The sequence below is a fragment of the bacterium genome (genome assembly GCA_035559435.1).
Lineage (GTDB): Bacteria > Zixibacteria > MSB-5A5 > WJJR01 > WJJR01 > JACQFV01.
This window is the reverse complement of the sequence record DATMBC010000036.1, coordinates 1-25,855: the sequence shown is the minus strand read 5'-3', so window position 1 is coordinate 25,855 and position 25,855 is coordinate 1. Positions and strand designations below refer to the sequence as shown.

Annotated in this window: 39 protein-coding genes and 2 pseudogenes; 39 read left to right on the top strand and 2 right to left on the bottom strand. The window is 63.7% G+C overall.

Annotated elements, in window-relative coordinates; genetic code table 11:
- Nucleotides 1–16: 16 nt before the first annotated feature.
- From rplB to deoC, 32 genes and pseudogenes are all read left to right on the top strand, one after another.
- The gene (rplB, locus tag VNN55_04255; GenBank protein ID HWO56760.1) at nt 17–844 is read left to right on the top strand and encodes a 50S ribosomal protein L2; all 828 of its coding nucleotides are present in this window, start codon (nt 17–19) and stop codon (nt 842–844) included.
- Nucleotides 845–883: 39 nt separating this feature from the next.
- A complete protein-coding gene (gene rpsS / locus VNN55_04250; GenBank protein HWO56759.1) occupies nt 884–1,180 on the top strand; it encodes a 30S ribosomal protein S19 in 297 nt (98 codons plus the stop codon).
- A gap of 18 nt (nt 1,181–1,198) precedes the next feature.
- Nucleotides 1,199–1,624, top strand: a complete 426-nt coding sequence (gene rplV / locus VNN55_04245; protein HWO56758.1) for a 50S ribosomal protein L22 — start codon at nt 1,199–1,201, stop codon at nt 1,622–1,624.
- A gap of 30 nt (nt 1,625–1,654) precedes the next feature.
- On the top strand, nt 1,655–2,434 hold the full coding sequence (gene rpsC, locus VNN55_04240; protein HWO56757.1) for a 30S ribosomal protein S3: 780 nt from the start codon (nt 1,655–1,657) through the stop codon (nt 2,432–2,434).
- A 23-nt stretch (nt 2,435–2,457) separates the two neighbouring features.
- Nucleotides 2,458–2,880, top strand: a complete 423-nt coding sequence (rplP, locus tag VNN55_04235) for a 50S ribosomal protein L16 (GenBank protein ID HWO56756.1) — start codon at nt 2,458–2,460, stop codon at nt 2,878–2,880.
- Nucleotides 2,881–2,889: 9 nt separating this feature from the next.
- Nucleotides 2,890–3,093 (top strand): 50S ribosomal protein L29, encoded by a 204-nt coding sequence (rpmC, locus tag VNN55_04230; GenBank protein ID HWO56755.1) that lies wholly within the window; start codon nt 2,890–2,892, stop codon nt 3,091–3,093.
- A 44-nt stretch (nt 3,094–3,137) separates the two neighbouring features.
- Nucleotides 3,138–3,377 (top strand): annotated as a pseudogene (gene rpsQ / locus VNN55_04225) (30S ribosomal protein S17).
- A 27-nt stretch (nt 3,378–3,404) separates the two neighbouring features.
- The gene (gene rplN, locus VNN55_04220; GenBank protein HWO56754.1) at nt 3,405–3,773 is read left to right on the top strand and encodes a 50S ribosomal protein L14; all 369 of its coding nucleotides are present in this window, start codon (nt 3,405–3,407) and stop codon (nt 3,771–3,773) included.
- Between the two features lie 24 nt (nt 3,774–3,797).
- A pseudogene (gene rplX, locus VNN55_04215) lies at nt 3,798–4,004 on the top strand (50S ribosomal protein L24).
- A 38-nt stretch (nt 4,005–4,042) separates the two neighbouring features.
- Nucleotides 4,043–4,669, top strand: coding sequence for a 50S ribosomal protein L5 (gene rplE / locus VNN55_04210; GenBank protein ID HWO56753.1), 627 nt, complete (start codon nt 4,043–4,045; stop codon nt 4,667–4,669).
- 25 nt (nt 4,670–4,694) lie between these two features.
- Nucleotides 4,695–4,880, top strand: coding sequence for a type Z 30S ribosomal protein S14 (locus VNN55_04205; protein ID HWO56752.1), 186 nt, complete (start codon nt 4,695–4,697; stop codon nt 4,878–4,880).
- 24 nt (nt 4,881–4,904) lie between these two features.
- Nucleotides 4,905–5,303: a 30S ribosomal protein S8 gene (gene rpsH, locus VNN55_04200; protein ID HWO56751.1), complete on the top strand. Its 399-nt coding sequence runs from the start codon at nt 4,905–4,907 to the stop codon at nt 5,301–5,303.
- Between the two features lie 20 nt (nt 5,304–5,323).
- Nucleotides 5,324–5,860, top strand: coding sequence for a 50S ribosomal protein L6 (rplF, locus tag VNN55_04195; protein ID HWO56750.1), 537 nt, complete (start codon nt 5,324–5,326; stop codon nt 5,858–5,860).
- Nucleotides 5,861–5,876: 16 nt separating this feature from the next.
- Nucleotides 5,877–6,239 carry a 50S ribosomal protein L18 gene (rplR, locus tag VNN55_04190; protein HWO56749.1) on the top strand — a complete coding sequence of 121 codons (363 nt, stop codon included), beginning with the start codon at nt 5,877–5,879 and terminating at the stop codon, nt 6,237–6,239.
- A 90-nt stretch (nt 6,240–6,329) separates the two neighbouring features.
- Entirely contained in the window at nt 6,330–6,839 is a 510-nt protein-coding gene (gene rpsE / locus VNN55_04185) for a 30S ribosomal protein S5 (GenBank protein ID HWO56748.1), read from the top strand.
- 10 nt (nt 6,840–6,849) lie between these two features.
- Nucleotides 6,850–7,035 (top strand): 50S ribosomal protein L30, encoded by a 186-nt coding sequence (gene rpmD / locus VNN55_04180; protein ID HWO56747.1) that lies wholly within the window; start codon nt 6,850–6,852, stop codon nt 7,033–7,035.
- A 23-nt stretch (nt 7,036–7,058) separates the two neighbouring features.
- Nucleotides 7,059–7,526 (top strand): 50S ribosomal protein L15, encoded by a 468-nt coding sequence (gene rplO, locus VNN55_04175; GenBank protein HWO56746.1) that lies wholly within the window; start codon nt 7,059–7,061, stop codon nt 7,524–7,526.
- 24 nt (nt 7,527–7,550) lie between these two features.
- The gene (gene secY / locus VNN55_04170; GenBank protein ID HWO56745.1) at nt 7,551–8,864 is read left to right on the top strand and encodes a preprotein translocase subunit SecY; all 1,314 of its coding nucleotides are present in this window, start codon (nt 7,551–7,553) and stop codon (nt 8,862–8,864) included.
- 32 nt (nt 8,865–8,896) lie between these two features.
- Nucleotides 8,897–9,460, top strand: a complete 564-nt coding sequence (locus tag VNN55_04165) for an adenylate kinase (GenBank protein ID HWO56744.1) — start codon at nt 8,897–8,899, stop codon at nt 9,458–9,460.
- 18 nt (nt 9,461–9,478) lie between these two features.
- Entirely contained in the window at nt 9,479–10,240 is a 762-nt protein-coding gene (gene map / locus VNN55_04160; GenBank protein HWO56743.1) for a type I methionyl aminopeptidase, read from the top strand.
- Nucleotides 10,241–10,459: a translation initiation factor IF-1 gene (gene infA / locus VNN55_04155; GenBank protein ID HWO56742.1), complete on the top strand. Its 219-nt coding sequence runs from the start codon at nt 10,241–10,243 to the stop codon at nt 10,457–10,459.
- Between the two features lie 28 nt (nt 10,460–10,487).
- Nucleotides 10,488–10,601, top strand: a complete 114-nt coding sequence (gene rpmJ, locus VNN55_04150) for a 50S ribosomal protein L36 (GenBank protein ID HWO56741.1) — start codon at nt 10,488–10,490, stop codon at nt 10,599–10,601.
- Nucleotides 10,602–10,645: 44 nt separating this feature from the next.
- Nucleotides 10,646–11,008: a 30S ribosomal protein S13 gene (rpsM, locus tag VNN55_04145; GenBank protein ID HWO56740.1), complete on the top strand. Its 363-nt coding sequence runs from the start codon at nt 10,646–10,648 to the stop codon at nt 11,006–11,008.
- 94 nt (nt 11,009–11,102) lie between these two features.
- Nucleotides 11,103–11,441, top strand: a complete 339-nt coding sequence (gene rpsK / locus VNN55_04140) for a 30S ribosomal protein S11 (GenBank protein ID HWO56739.1) — start codon at nt 11,103–11,105, stop codon at nt 11,439–11,441.
- A 70-nt stretch (nt 11,442–11,511) separates the two neighbouring features.
- Nucleotides 11,512–12,141 carry a 30S ribosomal protein S4 gene (gene rpsD, locus VNN55_04135; GenBank protein ID HWO56738.1) on the top strand — a complete coding sequence of 210 codons (630 nt, stop codon included), beginning with the start codon at nt 11,512–11,514 and terminating at the stop codon, nt 12,139–12,141.
- A gap of 21 nt (nt 12,142–12,162) precedes the next feature.
- Nucleotides 12,163–13,167, top strand: a complete 1,005-nt coding sequence (locus tag VNN55_04130; protein ID HWO56737.1) for a DNA-directed RNA polymerase subunit alpha — start codon at nt 12,163–12,165, stop codon at nt 13,165–13,167.
- A 26-nt stretch (nt 13,168–13,193) separates the two neighbouring features.
- Complete coding sequence (rplQ, locus tag VNN55_04125) at nt 13,194–13,676, top strand: 50S ribosomal protein L17 (GenBank protein HWO56736.1); 483 nt, start codon at nt 13,194–13,196, stop codon at nt 13,674–13,676.
- Between the two features lie 88 nt (nt 13,677–13,764).
- Nucleotides 13,765–14,109, top strand: coding sequence for a hypothetical protein (locus VNN55_04120; protein HWO56735.1), 345 nt, complete (start codon nt 13,765–13,767; stop codon nt 14,107–14,109).
- A complete protein-coding gene (locus VNN55_04115) occupies nt 14,109–15,302 on the top strand; it encodes a phosphopentomutase (GenBank protein HWO56734.1) in 1,194 nt (397 codons plus the stop codon). Before VNN55_04120 ends, VNN55_04115 begins: the two co-directional genes overlap by 1 nt.
- The gene (locus VNN55_04110) at nt 15,302–15,715 is read left to right on the top strand and encodes a cytidine deaminase (GenBank protein HWO56733.1); all 414 of its coding nucleotides are present in this window, start codon (nt 15,302–15,304) and stop codon (nt 15,713–15,715) included. Before VNN55_04115 ends, VNN55_04110 begins: the two co-directional genes overlap by 1 nt.
- Nucleotides 15,712–15,987: a EutN/CcmL family microcompartment protein gene (locus VNN55_04105; GenBank protein ID HWO56732.1), complete on the top strand. Its 276-nt coding sequence runs from the start codon at nt 15,712–15,714 to the stop codon at nt 15,985–15,987. The genes VNN55_04110 and VNN55_04105 overlap by 4 nt, the downstream gene beginning before the upstream one ends.
- 3 nt (nt 15,988–15,990) lie before the next feature.
- Nucleotides 15,991–16,830 carry a deoxyribose-phosphate aldolase gene (gene deoC, locus VNN55_04100; GenBank protein HWO56731.1) on the top strand — a complete coding sequence of 280 codons (840 nt, stop codon included), beginning with the start codon at nt 15,991–15,993 and terminating at the stop codon, nt 16,828–16,830.
- Between the two features lie 13 nt (nt 16,831–16,843).
- On the opposite strand, the gene VNN55_04095 is transcribed toward deoC, so the two are convergent.
- Complete coding sequence (locus VNN55_04095; GenBank protein ID HWO56730.1) at nt 16,844–18,934, bottom strand: PBP1A family penicillin-binding protein; 2,091 nt, start codon at nt 18,932–18,934, stop codon at nt 16,844–16,846.
- 324 nt (nt 18,935–19,258) lie between these two features.
- Here VNN55_04095 and prfB point away from each other — a divergent pair.
- Together prfB and VNN55_04085 are read left to right on the top strand one after the other, a co-directional pair.
- Nucleotides 19,259–20,369 (top strand): peptide chain release factor 2 gene (gene prfB / locus VNN55_04090; GenBank protein ID HWO56729.1). Its coding sequence is split into 2 segments (ribosomal slippage): nt 19,259–19,312 and nt 19,314–20,369, totalling 1,110 coding nucleotides; the frame shifts between segments, so codons are not numbered across the junction.
- A gap of 9 nt (nt 20,370–20,378) precedes the next feature.
- Nucleotides 20,379–20,747, top strand: coding sequence for a sulfite exporter TauE/SafE family protein (locus VNN55_04085; GenBank protein ID HWO56728.1), 369 nt, complete (start codon nt 20,379–20,381; stop codon nt 20,745–20,747).
- Nucleotides 20,748–20,764: 17 nt separating this feature from the next.
- On the opposite strand, the gene rlmN is transcribed toward VNN55_04085, so the two are convergent.
- A complete protein-coding gene (gene rlmN, locus VNN55_04080; GenBank protein ID HWO56727.1) occupies nt 20,765–21,850 on the bottom strand; it encodes a 23S rRNA (adenine(2503)-C(2))-methyltransferase RlmN in 1,086 nt (361 codons plus the stop codon).
- 242 nt (nt 21,851–22,092) lie between these two features.
- Between rlmN and VNN55_04075 the strand changes: the two genes are divergently transcribed.
- The 5 genes from VNN55_04075 to VNN55_04055 all read left to right on the top strand — a co-directional run.
- Nucleotides 22,093–22,482 (top strand): response regulator, encoded by a 390-nt coding sequence (locus tag VNN55_04075; protein ID HWO56726.1) that lies wholly within the window; start codon nt 22,093–22,095, stop codon nt 22,480–22,482.
- Between the two features lie 177 nt (nt 22,483–22,659).
- A complete protein-coding gene (locus VNN55_04070) occupies nt 22,660–23,382 on the top strand; it encodes a ZIP family metal transporter (GenBank protein ID HWO56725.1) in 723 nt (240 codons plus the stop codon).
- A gap of 90 nt (nt 23,383–23,472) precedes the next feature.
- Complete coding sequence (locus VNN55_04065; protein ID HWO56724.1) at nt 23,473–24,144, top strand: hypothetical protein; 672 nt, start codon at nt 23,473–23,475, stop codon at nt 24,142–24,144.
- Nucleotides 24,145–24,203: 59 nt separating this feature from the next.
- Nucleotides 24,204–24,989 (top strand): undecaprenyl-diphosphate phosphatase, encoded by a 786-nt coding sequence (locus VNN55_04060; protein ID HWO56723.1) that lies wholly within the window; start codon nt 24,204–24,206, stop codon nt 24,987–24,989.
- A 16-nt stretch (nt 24,990–25,005) separates the two neighbouring features.
- The coding region (locus tag VNN55_04055; protein HWO56722.1) for a glycosyltransferase family 9 protein at nt 25,006–25,855 on the top strand (850 nt) is incomplete at its 3' end.

Here is a 25,855-nt window from a genome sequence, read left to right as displayed (position 1 = left end):
CTCGCTGGGATAAGATATGGGAGTCAAATCATTCAAGCCGACGTCCGCGGGGATCCGTCATCGGACCGTTCCGACGTTCGATGAGATCACCAAGACCAAGCCGGAGAAGTCGCTGGTCGAGGCGCTGCGCAAGTCGGGCGGCCGTAACAACAAGGGCCGCGTGACCGCCTTCTGTCGTGGCGGCGGGCACAAGCGCTTCTATCGCATCATCGATTTCCGGCGCGACAAGCACGGCATCCCGGCGAGGGTGGCGGCGATCGAATACGATCCCAACCGCTCGGCCCGCATCGCCCTGTTGTTCTACGCCGACGGCGAGAAGCGCTACATCCTCGCGCCGGAAGGGCTGCGCGTGGGCGAAACGATTCTGTCCGGTCCGGAAGTGGAAGTCAAGGTGGGCAATTCGCTGCCTCTGGCCAACATTCCGCTGGGCGTCTCGGTCCACAATGTCGAGTTGAAGTCGGGCAAGGGCGGGCAGATGGCCCGGGCCGCCGGCGCGCAGGTGATCCTGGCCGCCAAGGAAAACGGCATGGCCCATCTGAAGCTCCCCTCCGGCGAGGTGCGCCTAGTGCGCGAGCAGTGCTTTGCCACCGTGGGGCAGGTCGGCAATCTCGACCATGAAAACATCAGCTTGGGGAAGGCGGGCGCCAGCCGCTGGCGCGGACGCCGTCCCAGCGTGCGCGGCGTTGCCACCAACCCCGTCGACCACCCCATGGGCGGCGGCGAGGGACGTTCCTCCGGCGGACGCCACCCCTGTTCGCCCTGGGGGCTGAAGTCCAAGGGCCTGAAGACGCGCAAGAAGAAAAACCCGTCGTCGAAGTACATCGTCAAGCGGCGGGATCGTTAGCAAGTGGAGCAGTTGCAGCCGTCGGTGAGGAGATAGAACGTGCCGCGTTCGTTGAAAAAAGGTCCCTACGTCAGCGAGAGCTTGATGAACGTCATCGAGAAGCTCAATGAGGAAGGGGAAAAGCGGGTCGTCAAAACCTGGGCGCGCCGGTCGACCATTCCGCCGGAGTTTGTCGGGCACACGATCGCCATTCACAACGGCAACAAGTTCATCCCGGTCTATGTGACCGAGAACATGGTCGGACACAAGTTGGGCGAGTTTGCCCCGACGCGCACATTCCGCGGCCATGGCGAAAAGAAGACCGAAAAGGCGACCGGTCCCACCCACAAGAAGTAAGGGCGCAGGCGATTGATTATGGAAGGTAAAGCACAATCACGGTTCTGCCGCGGGTCGGCGCGCAAGATGCGCCGTGTCGCCGAATTGGTCAAAGGGGTCCCGGTGGATCGCGCCGCGGCCATCCTCAAGGCCCTGCCGAAGGCGGCCGCCACGCCGCTGGCCAAGGTGATCGCCTCGGCGACCGCCAACGCTCTGGCCGTGGAAGGCACCGCCCACCACAAGACCACGGACTTTGTGGTCGCGCAGGTGGTGGTCGACGGCGGCCCGATCGCGCGCCGTTTCCGCGCCACCGGCATGGGCCGCGCCTATCGGATCCGCAAGCGCTACTGCCATGTCCGCGTGGTGGTCAGTGATGAACCGGCGCAGGAAGAGCGCGCCCGCCAGGCGGCCAAGGCCGCCCGCGCACGCGCCGCCGCCGCCGAAAAGGCCGCGGAGAAGAAGTAGTCTCAATATTTCGCGTTGTTGGAGGATCGCTTGGGTCAGAAAACACATCCGGTTGGTTTCCGCGTCGGCGTCATTCGCAGCTGGTCGTCGCGGTGGTTCGCTCAGCGCAATTTCTCGGACCTCCTGATCGAGGATCTGACGATCAAGCGCTACATCGGCCGCCGCCTCGAGAACGCCGGGATCGCCAAGATTGAGATCGTGCGCCAGCCGAAGCGCATCACCGTCGACATCCACACCTCGCGTCCGGGCATCGTCATCGGCCGCAAGGGCGCCGAAGTCGACAAACTGCGTGAAGAGCTCCAGCTTCTGACCAAAAAGGACATCACCCTCAATATTGTCGAGGTCAAACGCCCCGAGCTGCGGGCGCAGCTGGTGGCCGACTCGATCGCGCGCCAGCTGGAGGGCCGCATCTCCTTCCGCCGCGCGATGAAGAAGGCTCTGGCGGCGACGATGAAGATGGGCGCGTTGGGAATGCGCATTCAGTGCAGCGGACGGCTCGGCGGCGCCGAAATCGCCCGCTCGGAAAAATACATGGAAGGACGCGTGCCGCTTCACACCCTGCGCGCCGACATCGACTTCGCCCGCTCCACCGCCCACACCGCCTTCGGCACCATCGGCGTGAAAGTGTGGATCTTCAAAGGCGAGGTCCTTAGTCCGGCCGATCAGGTGGAGAAAGAGGAAGAGGCGCCGACGTTTGGACGCGAACGGGAGCGGGGACGCGGGCCGCGGTCGAAAAAGCCGGGCGCGCGCTCGCGCCGGAAACGTCCGGAAGAACGCGAAGGGGACGGCGGCGACGCCGGGGAAGAATAACCCAGACGAAGGATTGATAGTCCGTGCTGTCACCAAAACGAGTCAAGCATCGCAAGCAGCAACGCGGCCGCCGCACCGGCAAGGCGTATCTGGGCAGCACCATTGCCTTCGGCCAGTATGGCCTCAAGGCGATGGAGCCGGCCTGGGTCACCAACAAGCAGATCGAGGCGGCGCGCGTCGCGCTCACCCGTCACATCAAGCGCGGCGGCAAGGTGTGGATTCGCATCTTCCCGGACAAGCCGGTGACGGTCAAGCCGGCCGAGACCCGCATGGGCAAGGGGAAGGGCAACCCGGAATACTGGGTGGCGGTGGTGAAGGCCGGACGCGTCATGTTCGAGATCGATGGCATTGAGGAGAAGTTGGCGGAGCGGGCGCTGAGGCTGGCCGCCGGCAAGCTGCCGCTGAAAACCAAGTTTGTGAAGTCGCACGCGGTCGGAGCCGCCTAGGAATCGGTCATGGAGAAATTGGGAAACGATCGTCTGCGTGAAATGGCGCCGGAAGAACTCAGCCGGCACCTGCGGGATTTGCAGGAAGAGCTGTTCAATATCCGGGTGCGCCGCTCGTTGCAACCGCCGGCCAACCCGCTGCTGCTGCGGCACCTGCGCCGTCAGATCGCGCGCGTCAAAACGGTCATGAACCAGCGGCAGGCCCAGGCTTGAGGAGAGGTTCGAAGAAGAATATGCCATCCGTTAAACGCCCCGCCCGCAAGACCCGTGTCGGCATCGTGGTCTCGGACAAGATGAACAAGACGATCACGGTGAAGATCGACCGCACCATGGCGCATCCGTCGTATGGCCGCGTTGTCCGCGTCTCGGCCAAACTAATGGCCCACGACGAAAAGGGCGAGGCGCACATCGGCGACCGCGTCAAGGTGATGGAGACCCGGCCGCTGTCGAAGAACAAGCGGTGGCGACTGGTGGAAGTGCTGGAGCGGGCGAAGTAAGGCAGAGACGCCGGGAAGAGTGCGACCATGATACAGGAATACAGCCGGCTCAACGTGGCCGACAATTCGGGCGCCAAGGTGATCATGTGCTTCCGCGTGCTCGGCGGCACCAAGCGCCGCTACGCCCGCGTCGGCGACCTGGTGATCTGCTCGGTCAAAGAGGCGGTCCCGGGCGGCACGGTGAAAAAGAAAGAGAAGTGCAAGGCGGTCGTGGTGCGCACCACCCGCCCGGTGCGGCGGCGCGATGGCTCCTACATACGCTTCTCCGACAACGCGGCGGTGATCATCAACGACGCCGGCGAGCCGCGCGGCACCCGCATCTTCGGGCCGGTGGCGCGTGAACTGCGCGAAAAGAACTTTATGAAGATCGTCTCGCTGGCGCCCGAGGTGCTCTGAGCGATCCGGTGAGGGACTGAGACTATGGCGCATGTGAAAAAAGGCGATACCGTGCTGGTGCTGGCCGGCGCCGACAAGGGCAAGACCGGACGCGTTCTGCGCGTCGATCCCGGCAAGAACCGCGTCGTCGTCGAGGGCGTCAACATGATCAAGCGCCACTCGCGGCCGACCCAGCGGAATCCGAAGGGCGGCATTGTCGAAAAGGAAGCGCCGATTCACATCTCGAATGTGAAGCGGCGGGTGGAGTAGACCCAGGGTTGGATTGAGTCGTGGCTAAAGACGAGAAGACCAAAGAGAAAAAGGGCAAGGCCGACAAGGGCGACAAGGCCCCGGCCGAAGCGGCGGCGCCGGCGCGTCTCAAGGAGCGCTACCACAAGGACGTCGTGCCGAAGCTGATGGAGCAGTTCGGGTTCCAAAGCCCGATGCGCGCGCCCCGTATGGAGAAGATCGTGATCAACCAGGGGCTGGGCGAAGCCATCGCCAACCCCAAGGTCGTCGAATTGGCGGCCACCGAGTTGGGCATGATCACCGGCCAGAAGGCCGTCATCCGCCGCGCCCGCAAGTCGATCTCGAACTTCAAGCTCCGTCAGGGCGTGCCGATTGGCTGCTCGGTGACGCTGCGCGGGGCGCGGATGTACGAGTTCTTCGACCGGCTGACCAACATCGCGTTGCCGCGCGTCCGTGATTTTCGCGGCGTGCCGACCAAGTCGTTCGACGGCCAGGGCAACTACACGCTGGGTATCAAGGAACAGATCATTTTCCCGGAGATCGATTACGATAAGGTCGACAAGATCCGCGGGATGAATATCACGATTTGCACAAGCGCGCGCACCGACGAGGAAGGGCTCGAGTTGCTGCGCCTGATGGGAATGCCGTTCCGCAAGCGCGGCGCCTGACGGCGGCTCGACGGATCAGGATACTATGGCCAAGAAATGTCTCGTAGTGAAGCAGAAGAGAACCCCGAAGTTCGCGGTCCGGAAATACAATCGTTGCCGGCTGTGCGGACGTCCGCGCGCCTATCTCCGCAAGTTCGGCATCTGCCGGCTGTGCTTCCGCAACCTCGCGTTGCAGGGCGACATCCCCGGCGTGGTGAAGGCGAGCTGGTAGTTTCATAAGGCAGGAAGATTCCGAATGTCGATGACCGACCCGATCTCTGATCTGTTGACGCGCATCCGCAACGCCTCCGGCGCGGGGCACAAGCGGCTGACCGTCCCGGCGTCCCGGATGAAGCGCGAAATCACGCGCATCCTTCAGGAGCACCATTATATCAAGGGGTTCACCGAGCAGGCCGACCCCCGCCAGAACCAACTGGTGATTCGTCTGCGCTACACCCCCGACCAGGAGCCTGTGATCACCGGCCTCAGGCGGCTGTCCAAGCCGGGGCTGCGCCGTTACGCCGACAAGGACCAGCTGAAAATCATCAATCGTCAATTGGGCGTGACCGTCGTGTCCACGTCCCGCGGCATCATGACCGCCAAGCAGGCGCTCGATCAGGGCATCGGCGGCGAATTGCTGTGTCACGTCTGGTAATCGGGAACTGAGTCAAGATTATGTCGCGAGTGGGAAAAAATCCGGTACCGGTTCCCAAGGGGGTCACCGTCAAAATCGAGGGCTCGACCGTCACGGTGAAGGGCCCCAAGGGGGAGCTGAGCCGCAGATTCGATCCGCAGATCGGGATCGCGCTGGACGGCGGCGCCGTGGTCGTCACGCGCACCAGCGACCTCGGCCGTGTGCGCGCCCTGCATGGGCTGACCCGGGCGCTGATCGCCAACATGGTCACCGGCACCTCGACGGGTTTCCGCCGCGCCCTCGAAATGGTCGGCGTCGGCTACAAGGCGGAGCTGATGGGCAAGCGCCTGAATCTGTCGGTCGGGTATTCGCATCCGATCCTGATCACGCCGCCCCAGGGCATCACGTTCGTCGTCGAGAACCCGACCAAGTTCGCGGTCGAAGGGGTCAACAAGGAATTGGTGGGCGAAATGGCCGCGCGTCTGCGCCGCCTGCGCCCGCCGGAGCCCTACAAGGGCAAGGGCATTCGGTACGAAGGCGAGTATGTCCGCCGCAAGGCCGGCAAGACCGCGGCTTAGTGGAGACTGAGAGACTATGCCATCACAATTCGAACTCAAACGCATTCGCGGTGAACGCCGCCGCCTGCATGTCCGCCACCGCGTGGTGGGCACGCCGGAGCGCCCCCGCCTGACCGTCTCGAAGTCCCTGCGCAACATCACCGCGCAGCTGATCGACGACGCCGGCGGCCGGACGGTGGCCTACTGGTCGACGCTCAACGCGAAGGACGCGCTCAAGGGCAGCAAGACCGCCGTGGCCAAGGAAGTCGGCAAGAAGATCGCCGAACTCGCCAAAGCCAAGGGCGTCACCGCCGCCGTGTTTGATCGTAACCGTTTCCGCTATCACGGGCGCATCAAGGCCGTGGCCGACGGCGCGCGCGAAGCGGGATTGACCATTTAGTCGGAAAGTCGAAGGCGCAATTTGGCGAACCAACCAGGACGATCGGGTAGAGACCGCGACCACCGCAACGCGCCGGATGCCGGCGAGTTCTTGGAAAAGGTGGTCTTCATCAATCGCGTGGCCAAAGTGGTGAAGGGCGGACGGCGCTTCTCCTTCACGGCGCTGGTGGCCACCGGCGACCGCAAGGGACGTGTCGGCATCGGGCTCGGCAAGGCCGGTGAAGTCTCCGAGGCGATCCGCAAGGGGCTGGAGTCGGCCAAGAAGAGCATGGAGCCGGTGACGTTGCGCAACGGCACCCTGCCGCATCCGGTGATCGGACGCGCGGGGGCGGCGCGGGTGATCATGCGCCCGGCCTCCCCCGGAACCGGCGTGATCGCCGGCGGCGCGGTGCGCGCCGTGCTCGAGTCGGCCGGCGTGCAGGATGTGCTCTCCAAGTCGCTGGGCTCTTCGAATCCACAGAATGTCGTGAAGGCGACCATGGATGGCCTGCGCCAGTTGCGGCATGCCAGCGTGCTGGCGGAGTTCCGCCACAAGATGGCCGGCAAGGCCGCCGAGGCGGCCGCCGCCTCCGCGCCCGCGGCCGAGACCAACGGAAACTAACGGGTGAATCATGGCAGGACGTCTGCGCATCACATATGTCCGTTCGGTCATTCGCGGCGTTGAAAAGCACCGCCGCAATGTCCGGGCGCTGGGATTCCGGAAACTGTACCAGACCGTCGAGCACGATGACACGCCGATGATCCGCGGCATGATTCGCGCCGTCGCGCACCTGGTCAAAGTCGAAAAGGTCGGTTGATCGGAAGGTTGGACGACAGCAGAATGGATCTCTCAACGCTCACACCGCCCACCGGGGCGACCAAGAATCGCAAGCGCGTGGGACGCGGCATCGGGTCGGGTCACGGCAAGACCTCCACCCGCGGCCACAAGGGTTACTTCTCGCGCACGGGCGCCCGTCGCCGTCCCGGCAAAGAGGGCGGCCAGATGCCGCTCATCCGCCGCCTGCCCAAAGTCGGGTTCTGGAACCCGTTCCGCGTCGAGTACCAGGTGGTCAACCTCGCCGCCCTCGACAAGGCCAGTGGCGACACGTTTGATCTGGTCACCCTGAAGAAGCAGGGCCTGGTTCGTCACGTCGGACGGCCCGTCAAAGTGCTCGGCCACGGCGCCCTCTCGCGCGCGGTGACCATCCATGCCAACGCATTCTCGGAAAGCGCCAAAGAGAAGATCGCCGCCGCCGGCGGCCGTTGCGAAATCGTGCCTCTCAAATCCGAACCGGCCCCCAAGGCCTAGTCGGGAGAAGACGACGAGTCCACTGTGCTAAACGCGTTTCAGAACATATTCAAGATCGAGGAGCTCCGGCGCCGGGTCCTGTTCACGCTGGGGCTTCTGGTCGTTTACCGCGTCGGCGGCCACATCCCAACGCCGGGCATCGACACGCGGGCGTTGGGCGCGTTCTTTGCCGGCGCCGGTAACACGCTCTTCGGCCTCTACGACATGTTCGTGGGCGGCGCCTTCTACAAGGCGACCATCTTCGCCCTCGGCATCATGCCCTACATCTCCGCCTCGATCATCATCCAGTTGCTCGGGACGGTAGTCCCCTTCTTCCAGCGTCTGCAGAAGGAAGGGGAGGAGGGGCGCCGTAAGATCACCCAGTACACCCGGTATGGGACGGTCCTTCTGGCCGCCCTCCAGGCGCTGGGTACCGCGGTTTTCCTGGAGTCGATCAGCGCCGGACAGGGTGCCCCGGTCGTGCCCAATCCGGGCTGGGGCTTCAAGTTCCTGACGATGGTGACTTTCACTTCGGGCACCATTTTCATCATGTGGCTGGGCGAGCAGATCACCGAGCGCGGCATCGGCAACGGGATTTCACTGATCATCTTTACCGGCATCATTGCCACCTTCCCGCAGGCGATCTTCGATGAAGTCCGCGAACTGATGGCCGGACGCCGCGGACTGTTCACTGAGTTGTTCATGGTGGCGCTGATGCTCGCCGTGGTCGCGGCGGTCGTGCTGGTGACGCGCGCGCAACGGCGCATCCCGGTGCAGTATCCCAAACGGGTGGTCGGGCGTAAAGTCTATGGTGGCCAGACAACCCATATCCCGCTCTCGGTCAACACCGCCGGCGTCATCCCGATCATCTTTGCGCAGTCGATCATGTTCGCGCCGCAGACACTCGTGTCGTTTTTCCCGAACGTGCAGTGGCTGCAGGACCTCGGCGCCTATTTTAACCCTGGCGCGTGGGTGTACTCGATCATCTACGGTATCATCATCATCTTCTTCGCCTTTTTCTATACCGCGATTGTCTTCAATCCGGTTGATCTGGCGGAGAACATGAAGAAGTACGGCGGCTACATCCCGGGCATCCGGCCGGGCAAGCGGACGTCCGATTATATCGATCGGGTGCTGACCCGGATCACGTTGCCGGGCGCGATCTTTTTTGCGATCGTTGCGATTCTGCCGTATGTCCTGATCCGGCAGTTCAATGTGCAGCACTATTTCGGCGGCACCGGCCTGTTGATCGTGGTCGGCGTGGCCCTCGATACACTGCAGCAGATCGAGTCGCACTTGATCATGCGGCACTATGAAGGGTTTATGAAACGCGGGAGGATTCGCGGCCGCTCCATGTAAGCGGTTTTCCGACGCGGATGTGGGACAGGCAGATGCATTGGATTCTCCTCGGACCGCCCGGATCGGGCAAGGGCACGCAGGCCAGCCGACTGGCGCAACGCTTCGGCGCCGCGCACCTGTCGACCGGCGACATCCTGCGGGCCGAAGTCACCGCCGGCAGCGAACTGGGGCGCAAAGCCCGGGAATACATGGACGCCGGCAACCTGGTTCCGGACCAGTTGATCCTGGAGATGATCCGGCACCGCCTGCGGGCCATCGGACGCGAAAGCGGGTATATCCTTGATGGATTCCCGCGCAACACGGCGCAGGCCGATGCGCTCGCGCCGTTGCTCGATGAACTGGGAATGTCCCTCGACCGCGTGGTCCTGGTCGAGGTGTCGGATGCAGAAATCCAGAAGCGTCTGGTCGGACGCGCCCGAATCGAGGGACGTTCCGACGACAGCGCCGAGGTGATCGCCCACCGGCTGGAGGTATACCGTCGCCAGACGGCGCCGCTGATCGAGTACTACGAACGTCGCGGATTGCTCACACGGATCAACGGTGAGCGCCCAATCGACGAGGTCTTTGTGGAATTGGAGCAACTGGCCGCCGCGTAAGGCGGTCTGCAGGTTCGGATGAATATCGTGGTCAAGACACGCGCTCAAATCGACAAGATGCGTCAGGCGGGACGTCTGGTGGCCCAGACCCTCGACCTGATGGAGCGTTTGGCGCGTCCGGGGGTCCGGACCATCGAGTTGGACGCCGCCGCGGAGGAGTTCATCCTTTCCCAAGGCGCCCGTCCGGCGTTCAAGGGCTACCAGGGCTACCCGGCGACGCTCTGTGTCTCGATCAATGACGAGGTCGTGCATGGCATCCCCGGCGACCGCGTGCTGGCCGACGGCCAGATCGTCTCGGTCGACGTCGGGGTTGTCTTCGAGGGCTGGTACGGCGACGCCGCCCGGACCCTGCGCATCGGTCCGATTTCGCCCGAGGCTCAGCGGCTGTTGGACGCCACCGAGGAGGCCCTGCGGCGGGGGATCGCCCAGGCTCGCCCCGGCAATCGGCTCGGAGATATTTCCGCGGCGGTGCAAACATATGCCGAGGATCATGGGTATTCAGTGGTGCGGGAACTGACCGGGCACGGGATCGGCCAGCGGATGCACGAGGATCCGCAGGTGCCGAATTTCGGCCGCGCCCATTCCGGCCCCGAACTGCGCGCCGGCATGGTTCTGGCCATCGAGCCGATGCTCAATGTCGGACGCTGTGAAGTGAAATGGGACGCGGACAAGTGGACCGTGCGCACCGTCGACGGCTCGCTGTCGGCGCATTTTGAGCACACCGTGGCCATCACCGACAACGGTCCGGAAATCCTGACCGCCACCGGAGGAGCGAACTGAATGGCCAAAGAGCAGGCGATCACCGTCGAAGGAAAGGTGATTGAACCGCTGCCGAACGCCATGTTCGAAGTCGAACTGGAAAACGGCCACCGGGTGCTCGCTCATGTGTCAGGCAAGATGAGGATGCATTTCATCAAGATTCTCCCCGGCGACCGCGTGACCCTGGAGTTGTCGCCGTACGATTTGAGCCGCGGGCGGATCGTGTACCGTTACAAGTGAGAGATCGTCAACCGTTGGGATGGATATCATGAAGGTGCGTTCGTCAATCAAACCGCGTTGCGAAAAGTGCAAAATCATCCGCCGCAAGGGCGTAATGCGCATCATTTGCACCAACCCGCGTCACAAGCAGCGCCAGGGATAGAACGACAGACGCGCCGGCAACCGCGGCGCGCGCGGAGATAGACTATGGCTCGTATTGCCGGAATCGACCTGCCCAAGGACAAGCGCGTGGGGATCGCCCTGCGCTACATCTACGGCATTGGCCCGACGGCGGCCGACAAGATCGTCGCCACCACCCGGGTCAATCCCGCCACGCGCGTCCACGCGCTGACCGACGACGAAGTCGCGCGGCTGCGCGAGGAGATCGAATCGAACTATCGCGTTGAAGGCGCGCTGCGCGGCGAAGTGCAGATGAACATCAAGCGGCTGATCGACATCGGCTGCTACCGCGGGCTGCGGCACCGCCGCAATCTGCCCACCCGCGGCCAGCGCACCCGCACCAACGCGCGCACCCGCAAGGGCCCGCGCAAGGGCATCGGTCGCAAGTAGGAACGTCGTTATCGTGTGGAACAGGGGTTAAACCGTGGCTGAAGCAACACCCAAAAAGAAAAAGGGCCGCCGCAAACGCGGCCGCGTCGAACCGATGGGACGGGCCTTCATCCAGGCCACGTTCAACAACACCATCGTCACCTTGACCGACATCAACGGCGAGGTCCTGTCGTGGTCGTCGGCCGGACGGCAGGGGTTCAAGGGCTCGAAAAAGAGCACCCCGTTTGCCGCCCAGCAGGCCGCCGCCACCGCCGCGCGCGAGGCCATGGAACTCGGACTGCGCAAAGTCGAAATCAGCGTCAAGGGGCCCGGATCGGGACGCGAAGCGGCCATCCGCTCGCTGTCCGCCGCCGGACTGGAAGTGGTGGCCATCAAGGATGTCACCCCCATCCCGCACAACGGCTGCCGGCCGCCGAAACGTCGCCGGGTCTAACCAGGAGTCTGTGTGCCAACGGGCCCGCCGGTGCGCGGGCCGATAGAAAGAAGCGGAGTCGAAAAATCGCATGGCGCGTTACCGAGATCCCAATTGCCGTCTGTGCCGCCGCGAAGGCGAAAAACTGTTCCTGAAGGGCTCGCGTTGCTTTTCGGAGAAGTGCCCGATTGAAAAGGGCGCCAACGCTCCGGGACAGCACGGCGCGAACACGCGGCGCAAATTGTCCGAGTATGGCGTGCAGCTGCGCGAAAAGCAGAAGGTCCGCCGCCTCTACGGCGTGCTCGAAAAGCAGTTCCGCCACTACTACGAGGAGGCTGCCACCACCCGCGGCATCACCGGTGAAAACCTGCTGATCCTGCTGGAGCGCCGGCTGGACAACGTGGTCTACCGCCTCGGCTTTGCGCCCTCGCGCAAATCGGCCCGGCAACTGGTGCGCCATCGTCACTTCACTGTCAACGAGAAGATCGTCGATATCCCCTCGTACCTGGTGTCGCCGGGCGATGTGATCAAGGTCCGCGAGAAGTCCAAGCGGCTGGAGATCATCCACATGGCGCTGCGCGACGCCGGACGTTCGGCCGACTTGCCGTGGTTCCGGCTCGACAAGGCGCACCTGGAAGGCGAAATGCTCGCCTTGCCGCAGCGCGCCGAAATCCCGACGCCGGCGCAGGAGCAGTTGATCGTCGAGTTGTACTCACGTTAACCGTGGCGGAGGCAGACAGGTATGAAGTGGAAAGCTCTCACAATGCCCAAGGAGATCGTCGTCGACGAGCAGTCGAAGACGCCGACCTACGCGCGGTTTTTCATTGAGCCGTTGGAGCGGGGTTTCGGCAGCACAATCGGCAACGCCCTGCGCCGCACGCTGATCTCCTCGATCCAGGGCGCGGCCGTGGTCGCCGTGCGCATCGAAGGCGTCGTCCACGAATTCTCGACCATCCCCGGCGTCTTCGAGGATGTCACCGACATCGTGCTCAACATCAAGCAGATCCGTCCACAGTTGCTCTCCGACGGACCGGAGACGATCGTGCTGGACGTCGATCAGGTCGGCCGCTACAACGCGGGCAAGATCAGCGAAAACGCCAACGTCAAGATCCAGAATCCCGATCTGCACATCGTCGAACTGACCAAGGACGCCCGCGTGCGCATCGAGATGGATGTCGCCGCCGGGCGCGGCTACGTCGTCGCCGAACAAAATAAACGCCCCGACCAGCCCGTCGGCACCATTCCCGTCGATGCGCTCTTCTCGCCGGTGACCAAGGTCAACTACGCCGTCGAGAACACCCGTGTCGGCCAGCGCACCGACTACGACCGGCTGATCCTTGATGTCTGGACCGACGGCACCATCCTGCCGGTCGATGCGGTCTCTTACGCCGCCAAGATCATGCGCGACCACTTCCAGTTGTTTGTCACCGTCGACGAGGAGTTTGTCGAGGAGTCGCGCTCCGAGATCGACGAGGAGACGATGCGGATCCGCCAGTTGCTGCAGATGCGTGTCGACGAGCTGGAGTTGTCGGTCCGTTCCTCCAACTGCCTGCGCGCCGCCAACATCGTGACGCTCGAGGAGTTGGTGCGCCGCACCGAGTCGGAAATGCTCAAGTACCGCAATTTCGGCCGCAAGTCGCTGACCGAGCTCAACGGGATCCTCTCCGAACTCGGGCTGCACTTCGGCATGGACGTTGAAAAGTATCGGGAGCCGGCGCGGGAGTCGTCGGTCGAGACCCTGAGCTAAGACCTCTGTCGGAATAGGGCTTTCGTATGCGCCACAACCGCACCGTCAAGAAACTGGGCCGGACCGCCGCGCACCGCAACGCGATGTTGGCCAACATGGCCATGTCGCTGTTCCGGTCGCACGCCATCACTACCACGCGCGCGCGCGCCCGTGTCCTGCGTTCGGTCGCCGAACGCCTGATCACCCTCGGCAAAAAGGGCGACATCCATGCCCGCCGCATCGCTTCCCGCCGCGTGCGCGACCGCGTCATCCTCAAGAAGCTCTTTGATGAGATCGCGCCGCAGTTCTCGGCCCGCAACGGCGGTTACACCCGCATCATCAAGATCGGCCAGCGCAAGGGCGATGGCGCCGATCTGGCCCGCGTCGAACTGCTCATTCCCAAGGCCGTCGTCCGGACCGACGAGACCGAGAAGAAATCCGCCAAGGGCAAAGCCAAAGGCAAAGAGGACGCCGCCGCGGCCGAGGCCAAAGGCAAGAAGTCGAAGAAGACCGTCGCGGCCGCCGAGTAGTCCGCAGACAATTATTTCCGCTGGGCAATCCGTATCGGATTGCCCTTTTTTCTTTCGGTAGATGGGTTTTGCGGAGACCAAATGGACGGTGCTCGGATTGGCGGTGGTCGCCTCCGCGGTCATCGTTCTGGGATCAATCGGTGTTGTCCGGCTGAATAATCAGGACCGACAGTTGTCGCCGGCGATCATCGACGCCGCGCACAGTCTCGCCGGCATCCCCGACAGTCTGGCGACGGCGGCCGGGATCGACACCGACTTCGCCGCGCGTCGCGACGGCTTCGCCCGGCAACTTCTGCAGGGTGAACTGTCCGCCGACTCGGCGCGCGCCTTCTATCAGGCGTATGCCCTCTGGCGGCGCGACGGCGACTGGGATCTCGCGGACATCCGGCAACTGGCGCCCTTTCTCGGTCTGACACCGGGCGATTCACTCTGATGGCGAAAACGACTCTTCAACGCGTGATCGTTATCGTCCTCGATGGCTGCGGCATCGGCGAGGCGCCCGACTCGCCTGCCTATGGCGATGCCGGTTCCAACACGATCGTCAACACCGCCCGCGCGGTCGGTGGGCTTGATTGCCCGACCCTGGGAAAACTCGGCCTGGGTTGTATCGACACGATCGATGGCGTGCCGCCCGCATCCGCGCCCTTGGGCTGCTACGGCGTCATGCAGGAGCAGTCGGCAGGCAAAGACTCGACCTCGGGCCACTGGGAACTGATGGGAGTGATTCTCAAACGACCCTTCCCCGTCTATCCTAACGGCTTCGGCCCGCACATTCTCGATCCCTTCATGGCGCGCACCGGTCGCGGGGTGCTGGGCAACAAGCCCGCCTCGGGCACCGCCATCATCGATGAACTCGGCCCCGAGCAACTGCGCACGGGCCACTGGATCGTTTACACCTCGGCCGACTCGGTCTTCCAGATTGCCGCGCACGAGGAAGCCATTCCGGTCGAAGAGCTCTACAACGCCTGCCGGGTGGCCCGGTCCATCCTCGTTGGTCCCGATGCGGTGGGACGGGTCATCGCCCGCCCGTATGTCGGGAGGCCCGGCGCATTCCGGCGCACTCACCGGCGGCGCGACTTTTCGCTGGAGCCGACCGATGCGACCCTTCTCGACCGACTCCGGCAGCATGACATTCCGACCATCGGCATCGGCAAGATTGATGATCTCTTCGCCGGACGCGGCCTCTCGGAGAAGATCCACACTGAGAGCAATGAGGATGGCATGGACAAGACGCTGGCGGCGCTCGCGCGCAATCCGCGCGGGCTGATCTTCACCAACCTGGTCGAATTCGACATGGTGTGGGGGCACCGCAACGATCCGGCGGGGTTCGCCGCCGGGCTGGCGGCCTTCGACCGGTGGTTGGCGGAATTGCTGCCGGCGCTGGGACCATCGGATGCGCTCTTCCTGGTCGCCGATCATGGTATTGATCCCACGACGCCCTCGACCGATCATTCCCGTGAACTGATCCCGCTTCTGGCCTATGGGCCGTCGTTGAAGCGGGGAGCCAACCTGGGACGGCGCGCCACGTATGCCGATCTGGCGGCGACGCTGTCAGACATCTTTCAACTGGGCGGCGATGCGATCTGCCCGCCGGGGGCGTCCAGCTTCTATCACGAGATCATCTGATGGCCCTGACCGCACATGAGAAGTTGGCGCTGGATGCGGCGCGTCTGGCGCGCGTCCGCGCCCATGCGCCCTACTCCGGCAAGCAGGTGGGCGCGGCGGTGATCACCACCGCCGGCCAGATCTTTGCCGCCTGCAATGTCGAGAATCCCGATTCCGCCCTGCGCGTCTGCGCCGAGCGCAACGCTATCGCCGGCGCGATTGCCGCCGGCCAACGCGACTTCAGCGCGATCGTCGTCATCGCTCCCGATGGCCGTTTCTGGCCCCCTTGCGAACTTTGCCGTGGCGTGATCCGTGAGTTTGTCGCTAATCCCCGGCTGATCCTTGCCACGGCCGATGGCCGCCTTCACGTTGCCGATCTGGACGAGTTGCCGGCCACGCCATTCTCGCGCGACGGAGCGGGGGACGCGCCATGAAACTCGGATTTGTCGCCGGGACGCTTTGGAACGGGCGCCAACACGCCGACCTGGATGGCCGCAAGCTTTTGATCGTGCGCCGGGTCAATCGCGCCCTGGAGCCGGTGGACGATTATGCCGTCTGCATCGATGCCGTCGGCGCCGGCGAAGGCGAATGGGTCATCACCGTGGCCGGATCGTCGGCGCGTCTGACTCCCACGACCGCGCCGACGGCCGCCGATGAGACGATCATCGGCATTGTCGACCGTATCGATCTGCCCGCACAGAGATAGCCGATGCCAGCCAACCGTCCCCATGTGCTGTCCACGGCCGATCTGCACGGCGCGCGCGAGAGTGTCACGGTCCCGCCGGGCACGCTGATCACCCCGGCCGCGCGCGACCTGCTCGACAGCCGAGGCATTCGGGTTATCATCGAGTCTGTTGCTCCCGCGGGCAACGCCGCGGCCATCGCGAGCATCCCAGCCGACTTGGCCGCGCGCGTCGACCACACGCTTCTGCATCCGGGCGCGACCGAAGCTGATATCCGCAGTCTGTGCGCGGAGGCGCGCGAGTATGGCCTGGCGGCTGTCTGTGTCAATCCGGTGTGGACCGCGACGGCGGTTCAGGCGCTCGACCAGGGACAGGTGCGTGTGGCCGCCGTGGTCGGGTTCCCGACCGGCGCGCATGCCACCGCGCTTAAGGCCGCCGAGACACGGATTTGCGTCGAGCAGGGCGCGCAGGAAATCGATCTGGTCGCCAATCACGGCTGGCTGCGGCAGGGACGCAACGCCGAGTACCTGGAAGATATCGCCGCCTGTCGCAAGCAGGCCGGGCCGGGTATCATTCTTAAAGTCATCATCGAGGCGCCGCTGCTTTCGGAAGAACAGATCGTGCGCGCCGCCACCCTGGCGGCCGAAGCCGGCGCCGATTATGTCAAGACATCCACCGGCGTCTACGCGCAGGCGCGGTTGGAAGATGTTGCGCTGCTCCGTCGGGTCCTGCCGCCCAACGTGAGGATCAAAGCCGCCGGTGGCATCCGCACCGCCGCCCAGGCCCAGGCCATGCTTCAAGCCGGCGCCGATCGCATCGGCACATCGAACGCCATCGCCATTCTCTGGGAATCAAAGACGCAGTGACAATCGAGCGTCGTCAACGACGGACCCGTCGCGGCAGGAGATAACGCGGGTCGCGGTTGTGGAGGGGGCAGACATCGAGCGTGTCGGCCGCGCGCAGGAAGACCTCCTCGCGCGTGGCGTTGCAATGCTCTCCGGCGCGTTTGTTGGAGTCCTGGCAGACCGAGATGATATAGACATCCTCGGGCTTCTCGAAATACTCCACCGGCGTCCCTTTGCTGGCCTCCTGCATCACCGCCGTCCAGATCGGCAACGCCGTCGCCGCGCCGGTCCCGGTGTGGTAGCCGCCAATTGGCGTTTTCAGGTCGTAGCCAACCCAGACGCCGCAGGTGAACCGCGGTGTGAAGCCGACAAACCAGTTATCCATGTACTCGTTGGATGTTCCGGTCTTGCCGGCGGCGGGACGAGTGAATCCGCGACGGCGCGTGCTGGCGGCCGTCCCGGAGTCAACCACCGCGGTCAGCACATGCGTCACCGCATACGCCAGATTGGCCGGCAAGACTTCCTCGCGGCGCGGGATCGAATTGTCTTCAATCACCTTGCCGTTGCGGTCGGTGATACGACGGATCAAAGTCGGCGTGGTGCGAATCCCGCCATTGGGGAAACAGGAGTACGCGGCGGTCATGTCGAAGACAGTCACTTCCGAGCTGCCGACCGCCAATGAGGGATAGGGCAAAAGTTTCGTCGAAATCCCCATCCGCTCGGCCAAGTCAATCACCCGGTGGATGTTCAGTTTTTGCAGCAGCCGCACCGACACCAGGTTGCGTGATTCACGGATGCCATAGCGGATCGAGACCGGCCCCTCGAACTTGCCGTCGAAGTTGCCGGGCGAGTAGTCGGGCGCGCCGGGAATCGAAATCAGCACCGGCGCATCGAGGATCGTGTCGGCCGGGGTAAACCCCGCCTCGAGGGCGCCGGTCAGCACAAACGGCTTGAAAGCCGATCCCGGCTGACGCAACGCCTGGGTTACCCGGTTGAATTCGCTTTCCTTGTAGTCGTAGCCGCCGACCATCGCCAGCACACCGCCGCTGCGGTTGTCCATCAGCATCATGGCCGCCTGCATCTTCTTGCGGACGCGCACCATCCGGCCGCTGGCGGAATCGTAGACCGGGTAGGTGTAAACCGGATCAGTGGGACTGTGCCGTTGTTCCGCCACCTGGCGCAGCGAGTCAAGACGGTCCCGCACGACCTCCTCGGCGAATCGCTGCAAATCGGCATCGAGGGTGGTGTAGATGTTCAGCCCTTCGGTATAGAGCGCCTCGTCGCCATACTGCTTGATCACATACCGTCGCACTTCCTCGGCGAAGTAATCGCCGAAGTCGCCGAATGACCCCTGCGCCGGCTGGTGCAGGGCAATGGACTGGGTCGAGAGGGTATCGTAGGCCGTCTGGTCAAGTTCGCCGACCGCCACCAGCGAGCGCAGCACCGTATTGCGGCGCTGCATTGCCAGCTCCGGATTGCGGGTCGGCGAGTAGGCGGTCGGCGCCGGCAGCACCCCCACCAGCGCGGCCGACTCCATCAAATCCAGATCGCGCGGCGCCTTGCCGAAATAGGTCTGCGCGGCCGCGCCGATCCCATAGGCTCCGGCGCCGTAGTAGTTGATGTTCAGATACATCTCGAGGATTTCATTCTTCGAGTAACTCCGCTCGAGCTTGATCGACATCAACCACTCTTTGATCTTCCGTTCGAGCGTCCGCTCCGGCGTGAGGAACAACTTGCGCGCCAACTGCTGGGTAATGGTCGATCCGCCCTGTGCGCGACGGCCGGTCTGGAAATTGACGATCAACGCGCGCACGATCGCCGTCCAGCGCACGCCCCAGTGGTTGTAAAACTCGCGATCCTCCGTGGCCAAAAGCGCCCGGACCAGATGCGGCGGCAGCGAATCCAAAGGCGTCAACACCCGCCGCTCAGTGAAGAACTCGTAGAAGGGTTGATCGTTCTTGTCAAACAGACGCGTGGAGAGGCGCGGCTTGATGTTGTAGACTTCCTCAATCGACGGCAGCTCCTGGGCGTACTTCCACAACGTCGTCGCCGTCCAGCCGACACCGATCACCGCCAGCGGCAACACGACATACAATGCCAGAGAACGCAAAGCGCGACGAACCATGTGGCCGGCCGAGGGGTTGGACGGCGGCTGGTCGTGAAACTGCGCTTGGTCTTCAGGTCTCTCCCAGGCCATGATACAGATCCCTGCGCCGAATTGTACGCGCCAGCGGACAGTTCGGCCCAGCGCGATTGATCGGACGGCCTAACCTGCCCTCTAACTTCAAGTTGATCAAGGGGAAAAGCAGGAGCAGGGGATGCCAAAGCGCGAAAAACCCCTTGGTCGACCATCGAACCCCGACTATCTTCGTCAAGCCTTTCGGGGAACACAACTTGGACTGTTACGTGTTAATGGGAGTCCCTATGTCGGGCAGGAGGTAGAATCAGCATGGAAGTTCTCGACACCATGAATGAAAAGCTGACCCGGTTGCGGAGGTTTCTTTGACATAGACGGTCTCAATGCCCGGATTGCCGATCTCGAAGCCAGAACCGCCGCCGATGGGTTCTGGAACGACAACGAAAACGCCCGCCGTATCCTCAAGGAAATCGCGCTCGCCAAATCATGGGTGACCGGCTATCAGGACCTGGCCCGACGCCGCGATGACCTCGCCGCGCTCTACCACATGGCCGAGGAAGAAAACGATGCCGCCATCCTCGCCGAGTGCGAGGCGGAGGGCGCCAAACTCTCCGACGATCTGGCCGCCTTTGAGTTTAAGTCGCTGCTGACCGGCGTCGACGATCACAACGATTGCATCCTCACCATTCACTCCGGGGCGGGCGGCACCGAGTCCTGTGACTGGGCCGAGATGCTGTTGCGCATGTACACCCGCTGGATGGAACGCAAGGGCTTCGCCTACGAGGAACTCGACTACAGCCCGGGCGAAGCCGCGGGGATCAAATCGGCGACCTTGGAAGTGAAGGGCGAGTTCGCCTATGGATTTCTCAAGGCCGAAGTCGGCGTCCACCGGCTGGTGCGCATTTCACCATTCGATTCCAACAAGCGCCGCCACACCTCGTTTGCCTCGGTCTTCGTCATCCCGGAGGCCGAAGCCGATGTGCAGATCGACATCAAGGACGAGGACATCCGTGTCGACACCTTCCGTGCCTCCGGCGCCGGAGGACAGCATGTCAACAAGACCTCCTCGGCCATTCGCATCACGCACATCCCGACCGGCATCGTTGTGCAATGCCAAAGCGAACGCTCCCAGCACAAGAACCGCGACTCGGCGATGAAGGTCCTCCGCGCCCGGCTGTACCAACTGGAACGCGAAAAGGAAGAGGCGCGCCTGGCCGAATTCGCCAAGAACAAGAAGAAGATCGAGTGGGGCTCGCAGATCCGCTCGTATGTCTTCCAGCCCTATCAAATGGTCAAGGACCACCGCACCGACGCCGAGACCTCGAACGTGCAGGCGGTCATGGACGGCGACATTGACATGTTCATTGAGGCCTACCTTGGCCACGGCCAGGTTGATGTGGTTGCGGCCAACGCCGCCCACTAAGGAGGCAGGATGTCCCCCCTGATGATCGTGCTGGTGCTGGGACTGGGGATCGGCGCCGGCGTGCTGTCCGGTCTACTGGGCATCGGCGGCGGCATGGTCCTCATCCCCGCCTTCGTCTACTGGTTCGGGATGTCGCAACAGAAGGCACAGGGGACCTCGCTGGCGGTTCTGCTGCTGCCCATCGGGCTGTTGGCGGTCCGGCGCTATTATCAGTCCGGGCAGGTCGACCTGCGCATCGCGGCGCTGGTGGCGTTGGGCTTCTTCGGTGGCGCCTGGCTCGGCGCCGTCTTCGCCAACCAGATCAACGAAACGCTGTTGCGACGTGGCTTCGCCGTGTTCCTGCTGGCCGTTGCCATCCAGATGTTACTCGAGAAGTAGCCCGCGCGGCCATCCACTCACCCGCCCTGCGACCGCCCCGCCAGTTGCCCGCAGGCCGCGTCGATGTCGACGCCGAATGATTTGCGGATGTTGACCGCCGGGCAGCGTGGATAGAGATAATCGCGGAAGACCGCGACCCGTTCTTCGGTCGGCCGCCGGTATGGCGACCCGTCGTTGGGATGGAAACGGATCAGATTGATCTTGCAAGGGATGCCGTGGATGAACGACACCAATTGGCGCGCGTGCGCCAGGGAGTCGTTGATCCCATCCAGCAGGATATACTCGAAGGTCACCCGCCGCCGCGTCGCCTTCGCCACATGGATCGCCGCCCGCTTCAGCTCCGCCAGCGGATAGCGCCGGTTGATCGGCATCAGTTCCGACCGTAACGCGTCATTGGCCGCCGTCAACGAGATGGCCAGCTTCGCCTTAATCTTCTCCTCGGCCCACTGGTGAATCTGCGGCACCAATCCCACCGTCGAGACGGTCGTGCGGTGGTGCGAAATCTCAAGCCCCCAGTCGGCGCCGATGATCTCCAGCGCCGTCTTCACGTTCTCGAAGTTGTGCAATGGCTCGCCCATGCCCATGAAGACGACGTTGGTGAGCGTCTCCGACGATGTCAGAAGCCGCCGCGCCGCGATCACCTGGGCGATGATCTCGCCGGGTGTGAGATTGCGCAGCAACCCCAGTTTCGCCGTGGCGCAGAAGGAACACCCCAGCGCGCATCCCGCCTGCGTCGAGACACAGACCGTGCGGCGGTCGCGGTCGCGCATCAACACTGCCTCCCAGACCGCGCCACGGTCGCCGCCGGCATCACGGAACAACAACTTCTCGGTGCCGTCCGGCGATTTCTGATGCGCGACCGGCGGATCAAACCGGAGCGTGTAGCGCTCGGCCAACTCGCGCCGCAACGCACCGGGCAGATTGGTCATTCGCTCGATGTCATCGACACGGCGCTGATAGATCCAGCGCGCCAATTGATCGCCACGGTGCCGCGGCTGGCCCAAGGCCGCCATCTCTGCGATCAACTGCGATCGCGTCAGCCCCAGCAGAGGCCGTCGTCCCCGGCCTGCTGCCGCATCGATCTGATTGGCGTTTGAGATCATCCCGTCAAGGATACGACAATCCGGCGGGATCGCGCCAATAGACCGCCTCAGGCAACGAATACCACCCTGTCAACTCCTGCTTCTGAGGCGTCATTGCTAAGTGATTGTGGTTTAAGTCGATACGTCGATAACGATGATACTGGCCCCAAGCGGTCTCTGCCGTTTTTGCATGGCATTCAAGAACTTGCAAAGACGGGCCGACATTACTAATGAGCCGTCTGCTCCGCAGACGAGGAGGCGTAATGTTCAGGGACACGAACGCGAAGATTCTGGTCGTCGATGACGAGCCGGGAATTACCGAGATCGTGGACGCGTTTCTCACCACCGCTGGCTACGAAGTCGCTGTCGAAAACACATCTCAAGGCGCGTTGAAACGTTCCAAGGAGTGGGTTCCCGATGTCATCCTGCTTGACATCATGATGCCGGTCATGGACGGTTACGATGTCTGCGCGGCGTTGAAAAAGGATCCACGCACCGCCGACATTCCGGTGGTGTTCCTCACCGGCAAGGATGCGCGCGACGATCAGGGGCGCAGTTTTAAGTCCGGCGGCAACCTCTTCGTCAAGAAACCGTTTTCCTGCGAACGGCTGCTGGACATCGTCAAGATCGTCTTGCTTTCGGTCAACAAGTAATCGCGCCTGCCGCGCACGTCGACGCGCCCCGCGTTGGGGCGCGTTTTCGTTTGCGCGCCGCCGGTCACTTGCGCGTCCGCTCAATCGTCGCGCCGCCGGATCAGACGTTGCACTCCGGACGGCTTCTGCCTATCGTGCACGGGTCCGATCGCAGCGACGCACGACCGGCGACCGACGATGACCGCGCAGATTCTCCTGTTTCTCCTGATCGCCGCGCTGGCGGATGTGGTTGGCGCCATGCTCTTTCTGATGCGCCGCCGCTGGGAGCATGAGGCCCTGCGCGTGCTGGTGGCTACCGGCGCCGGTTTCATGCTGGCCGTTGCCTTGGTCGAAATGCTCCCCGAATCGTTTGCGCACCTGCCCGAAGCCGGCGTCTGGGCCATCGGCGGGTTTCTGCTCATCCATGTGGCCGAGCACGTCCTGACACCCCACTTCCATTATGGCCACGAGACCCACGCTGGGCTGGGGTCGCTTGTCGGTTGGGCGGCGACCTTCGGGTTGGCGGTGCATTCGATCATCGACGGTGTCGCGATTGTCGTAGCCGCGCAAACCAGCGCGCACCTCGGCATTCTGGTCTTCGCCGCCATGGTCTGGCACAAAATCCCCGGCGGCTTCACGCTGGCGTCGATTGTCTTGGCGACCGGCGGCACACGACGCGCGGCATTCCTCGCCGCGACCAGCCTCGGATTGGCTTCGCTGGTCGGCGGCGTTGTCTATCTCGCGGTGCAATCCGAGGGCTGGCTGGGCCCGTCGCTTGCGCTCTCATCGGGCTCGATCATCTATGTTGCGGCAACCGACCTGCTGCCCGAAGTGAACAAGAAGAGGACCGTTTGGGCGCCGCTGGCGGTGCTGGCCGGCGCCGGCATTTACTACATCGCGCACCTGACCGCCGGACATTGACCGCCCTGTCCGCCGCCGGGAACCTGTCCGTGGTTTCCACGTAGAAGCGGGACGCACACTGGGGCAGGACATTCTGACCAAGGAGGGTTTGTGAGACCGCACACCATACGGACATTCATCACCACGCTCGGCATTCTGACCACTCTGGCCTGCGCGCCGGCCGCGCGCGCCACCGTTTTCGGGCAGGTCTCCACCGCCTACACGCTGCGGCCGGGCACGACCGACGTCGGCGGATTCGTCAGCGTCTTTGAGAGTTCGACCTTGGTCTTTGGCCAGTTCCGCCGCGGCTTTATGAGCATCGGCGATTTCGGCGTGCAGGCGGGATTCGTCGATCCCGAAGTCGGCGACATGGGTCTGGCGCTCGGCGGCGATGTCAAGTTCATGCTCTTCCAGACCGGCGCTGAAGTGCCCTTCGACCTGGCCCTCGGTCCCCGGTTTGCCTATCTCGATCTCGATCTCCTGTCACTGACGTCAATCGGCGGCTCGGTGGTGATTTCGCGCGATTACGCGCTGGCCCAAGGCAGTCTCGCCCCATATGCCGCCTTCAATATGCGCCTGGAGAATGTGAACTTCGATGACGATCCGGCCGCTGCGCTCAACCTGGCCGCAGCCGCGCAGCAGTACACCAAGGATGGCTCCGATCTCGAAGTCTCGGGTATTGCCGGCGCGCGCTGGAACATCAGCGAGTTGCTCGATATCCTCGGCGAAGTGGTCTTTGACCGCGATATCGGTTTTACGCTCGGCATGAACTTCAAACTCTGACACTTCCGACTGGACCGGCAGGGAAACCATACGATGGCCTCGTCTGAGGGAAGGATCGCGTGACCCTTGGCGAGGCCATCGTGCTTGGAATCGTGCAGGGGCTGGCCGAATTCCTTCCCATTTCCAGTTCCGGCCATCTGGTGTTGGTCGAGCACTGGCTCGGGATCACCTCGGCGGATTTGGTTTTCGAGGTGGCCGTTCACGCCGGCACGTTGCTCTCGGTGCTCTGGTATTTCCGCCGTCGTCTCTGGGAGCTGGCTGAATCGGTGGCCGGACGCGGCGAATCGCCCGATGCCATTGCCGTCTCGCGCGGCGAAATACTCTATCTGGCCATTGGCACCATTCCCGCGGGTGTCATCGGCGTGCTCTTCAAGGACCGGATCGAGTCCATCTTTGCCGACTCGCATGTGGCCGCATCCTTCCTGATGCTCACCGGAGTGATGCTTTTGTCGACACGTCTCCGCCGCGTCGGCGACCGGCCGTTGACGATCCGGCGTGCCTGGTGGATTGGCTGCGCGCAGGCGGTGGCCATCCTGCCCGGCATCTCGCGGTCCGGCTCGACCATCTCCGCCGGGCTCTGGCAGGGGGTGCGTCCGGCGCTGGCCGCCGAGTTCTCCTTCTTGCTGTCAATCCCTGCCGTCGGCGGCGCGATTCTGCTCACCATTCCCAATGCCTGGGGCAGCGGCCGCCTGGGGCTGCCGCATCTGGTCGGCGGAGCGGCGGCGGCGCTGACCGGCTATGCCGCCCTGCGGCTGGTCTTCGCATTCCTGCGCGGTGGCCGCTTCGCCCTCTTTGGTGTTTATTGCCTGCTTGTGGGCGCGCTGGCATCCCTTCTGCTCAGGTAGCGCGGCCACCACGGCCATGCGCATTCTCGTGATCCGTTTTTCGTCTCTGGGCGATGTCGTGCTCGCCGCCGCGCCATTGCGCGCCCTGGCCGAGCGCCATCCCGACGCCGAAATCACGTTCGCCACACGGGCGCAATATGCCCCGCTCTTCTCCGGCTTTCCCGCCCCGGTGCAGATTATGCCGTTGCAGCCCGGGCAGTCTCTCGCCGACTTTGCCCGCGCGCTGGGAGAATCTTATTTTGACTTGATCGTCGATTTGCACGCCTCGCTGCGTTCGCGTGCCCTGACCGCGCGCCTCAACGCCGGGAAATTGCGCCGAATCGACAAGGCGACCCTGCGTCGCTGGCGTATGGTTTGGAGCAAGAAGGGATTGGACCGCCCGCACTCGGTGGTGCGCTCGTATCTCGAAGCCGCCGGCCTCTCCGGCGAATATCGTCCCACCTTGACGCTGGCCGACTCGGAGCAGACACGCGTCCTTTGTCCGTCGCGTCCGATCCTCGGCCTCGGTTGGGGGGCGCGTCACCCCACCAAGGCGGTCCCGCCGGAACTGTGGACACGGCTGCTTGCGGCGTTGGCGCCGGTTACGCCCTTTCACATCGCGCTGTTTGGTCTGTCCGCCGAGGAGGCGGCCATTGCGCGGTTTGTCCGCGAGGATCTGCATGGGATCGGTGGCCTCACGCTCGAGACCCATCTCGACTTGCCGCTGCGCGAATTGATGGTGCGTCTGTCGGGCTGTGCTGCGTTTGTCTCCGGCGATTCCGGCCTGATGCACCTGGCCGATGCCCTGGGCGTTCCCACGTTCGGCCTGTTTGGACCGACCCATCCGGCGCTGGGTTTTGCGCCGGCGGGGGAGAGGTCGCGCGCTT

Excerpts from the sequence above, each read along its gene's own strand:
- rplB (HWO56760.1), top strand. The coding sequence starts at position 17 with ATGGGAGTCAAATCATTCAAGCCGACGTCCGCGGGGATCCGTCATCGG.
- rplV (HWO56758.1), top strand. The coding sequence starts at position 1,199 with ATGGAAGGTAAAGCACAATCACGGTTCTGCCGCGGGTCGGCGCGCAAG.
- rpmC (HWO56755.1), top strand. The coding sequence starts at position 2,890 with ATGGAGAAATTGGGAAACGATCGTCTGCGTGAAATGGCGCCGGAAGAA.
- rplN (HWO56754.1), top strand. The coding sequence starts at position 3,405 with ATGATACAGGAATACAGCCGGCTCAACGTGGCCGACAATTCGGGCGCC.
- VNN55_04205 (HWO56752.1), top strand. The coding sequence starts at position 4,695 with ATGGCCAAGAAATGTCTCGTAGTGAAGCAGAAGAGAACCCCGAAGTTC.
- rpsH (HWO56751.1), top strand. The coding sequence starts at position 4,905 with ATGTCGATGACCGACCCGATCTCTGATCTGTTGACGCGCATCCGCAAC.
- rplF (HWO56750.1), top strand. The coding sequence starts at position 5,324 with ATGTCGCGAGTGGGAAAAAATCCGGTACCGGTTCCCAAGGGGGTCACC.
- rplR (HWO56749.1), top strand. The coding sequence starts at position 5,877 with ATGCCATCACAATTCGAACTCAAACGCATTCGCGGTGAACGCCGCCGC.
- rpmD (HWO56747.1), top strand. The coding sequence starts at position 6,850 with ATGGCAGGACGTCTGCGCATCACATATGTCCGTTCGGTCATTCGCGGC.
- rplO (HWO56746.1), top strand. The coding sequence starts at position 7,059 with ATGGATCTCTCAACGCTCACACCGCCCACCGGGGCGACCAAGAATCGC.
- VNN55_04165 (HWO56744.1), top strand. The coding sequence starts at position 8,897 with ATGCATTGGATTCTCCTCGGACCGCCCGGATCGGGCAAGGGCACGCAG.
- map (HWO56743.1), top strand. The coding sequence starts at position 9,479 with ATGAATATCGTGGTCAAGACACGCGCTCAAATCGACAAGATGCGTCAG.
- infA (HWO56742.1), top strand. The coding sequence starts at position 10,241 with ATGGCCAAAGAGCAGGCGATCACCGTCGAAGGAAAGGTGATTGAACCG.
- rpmJ (HWO56741.1), top strand. The coding sequence starts at position 10,488 with ATGAAGGTGCGTTCGTCAATCAAACCGCGTTGCGAAAAGTGCAAAATC.
- rpsM (HWO56740.1), top strand. The coding sequence starts at position 10,646 with ATGGCTCGTATTGCCGGAATCGACCTGCCCAAGGACAAGCGCGTGGGG.
- rpsK (HWO56739.1), top strand. The coding sequence starts at position 11,103 with ATGGGACGGGCCTTCATCCAGGCCACGTTCAACAACACCATCGTCACC.
- rpsD (HWO56738.1), top strand. The coding sequence starts at position 11,512 with ATGGCGCGTTACCGAGATCCCAATTGCCGTCTGTGCCGCCGCGAAGGC.
- VNN55_04130 (HWO56737.1), top strand. The coding sequence starts at position 12,163 with ATGAAGTGGAAAGCTCTCACAATGCCCAAGGAGATCGTCGTCGACGAG.
- rplQ (HWO56736.1), top strand. The coding sequence starts at position 13,194 with ATGCGCCACAACCGCACCGTCAAGAAACTGGGCCGGACCGCCGCGCAC.
- VNN55_04115 (HWO56734.1), top strand. The coding sequence starts at position 14,109 with ATGGCGAAAACGACTCTTCAACGCGTGATCGTTATCGTCCTCGATGGC.
- VNN55_04110 (HWO56733.1), top strand. The coding sequence starts at position 15,302 with ATGGCCCTGACCGCACATGAGAAGTTGGCGCTGGATGCGGCGCGTCTG.
- VNN55_04105 (HWO56732.1), top strand. The coding sequence starts at position 15,712 with ATGAAACTCGGATTTGTCGCCGGGACGCTTTGGAACGGGCGCCAACAC.
- deoC (HWO56731.1), top strand. The coding sequence starts at position 15,991 with ATGCCAGCCAACCGTCCCCATGTGCTGTCCACGGCCGATCTGCACGGC.
- VNN55_04095 (HWO56730.1), bottom strand. The coding sequence starts at position 18,934 with ATGGTTCGTCGCGCTTTGCGTTCTCTGGCATTGTATGTCGTGTTGCCG.
- VNN55_04085 (HWO56728.1), top strand. The coding sequence starts at position 20,379 with ATGTCCCCCCTGATGATCGTGCTGGTGCTGGGACTGGGGATCGGCGCC.
- rlmN (HWO56727.1), bottom strand. The coding sequence starts at position 21,850 with ATGATCTCAAACGCCAATCAGATCGATGCGGCAGCAGGCCGGGGACGA.
- VNN55_04075 (HWO56726.1), top strand. The coding sequence starts at position 22,093 with ATGTTCAGGGACACGAACGCGAAGATTCTGGTCGTCGATGACGAGCCG.
- VNN55_04070 (HWO56725.1), top strand. The coding sequence starts at position 22,660 with ATGACCGCGCAGATTCTCCTGTTTCTCCTGATCGCCGCGCTGGCGGAT.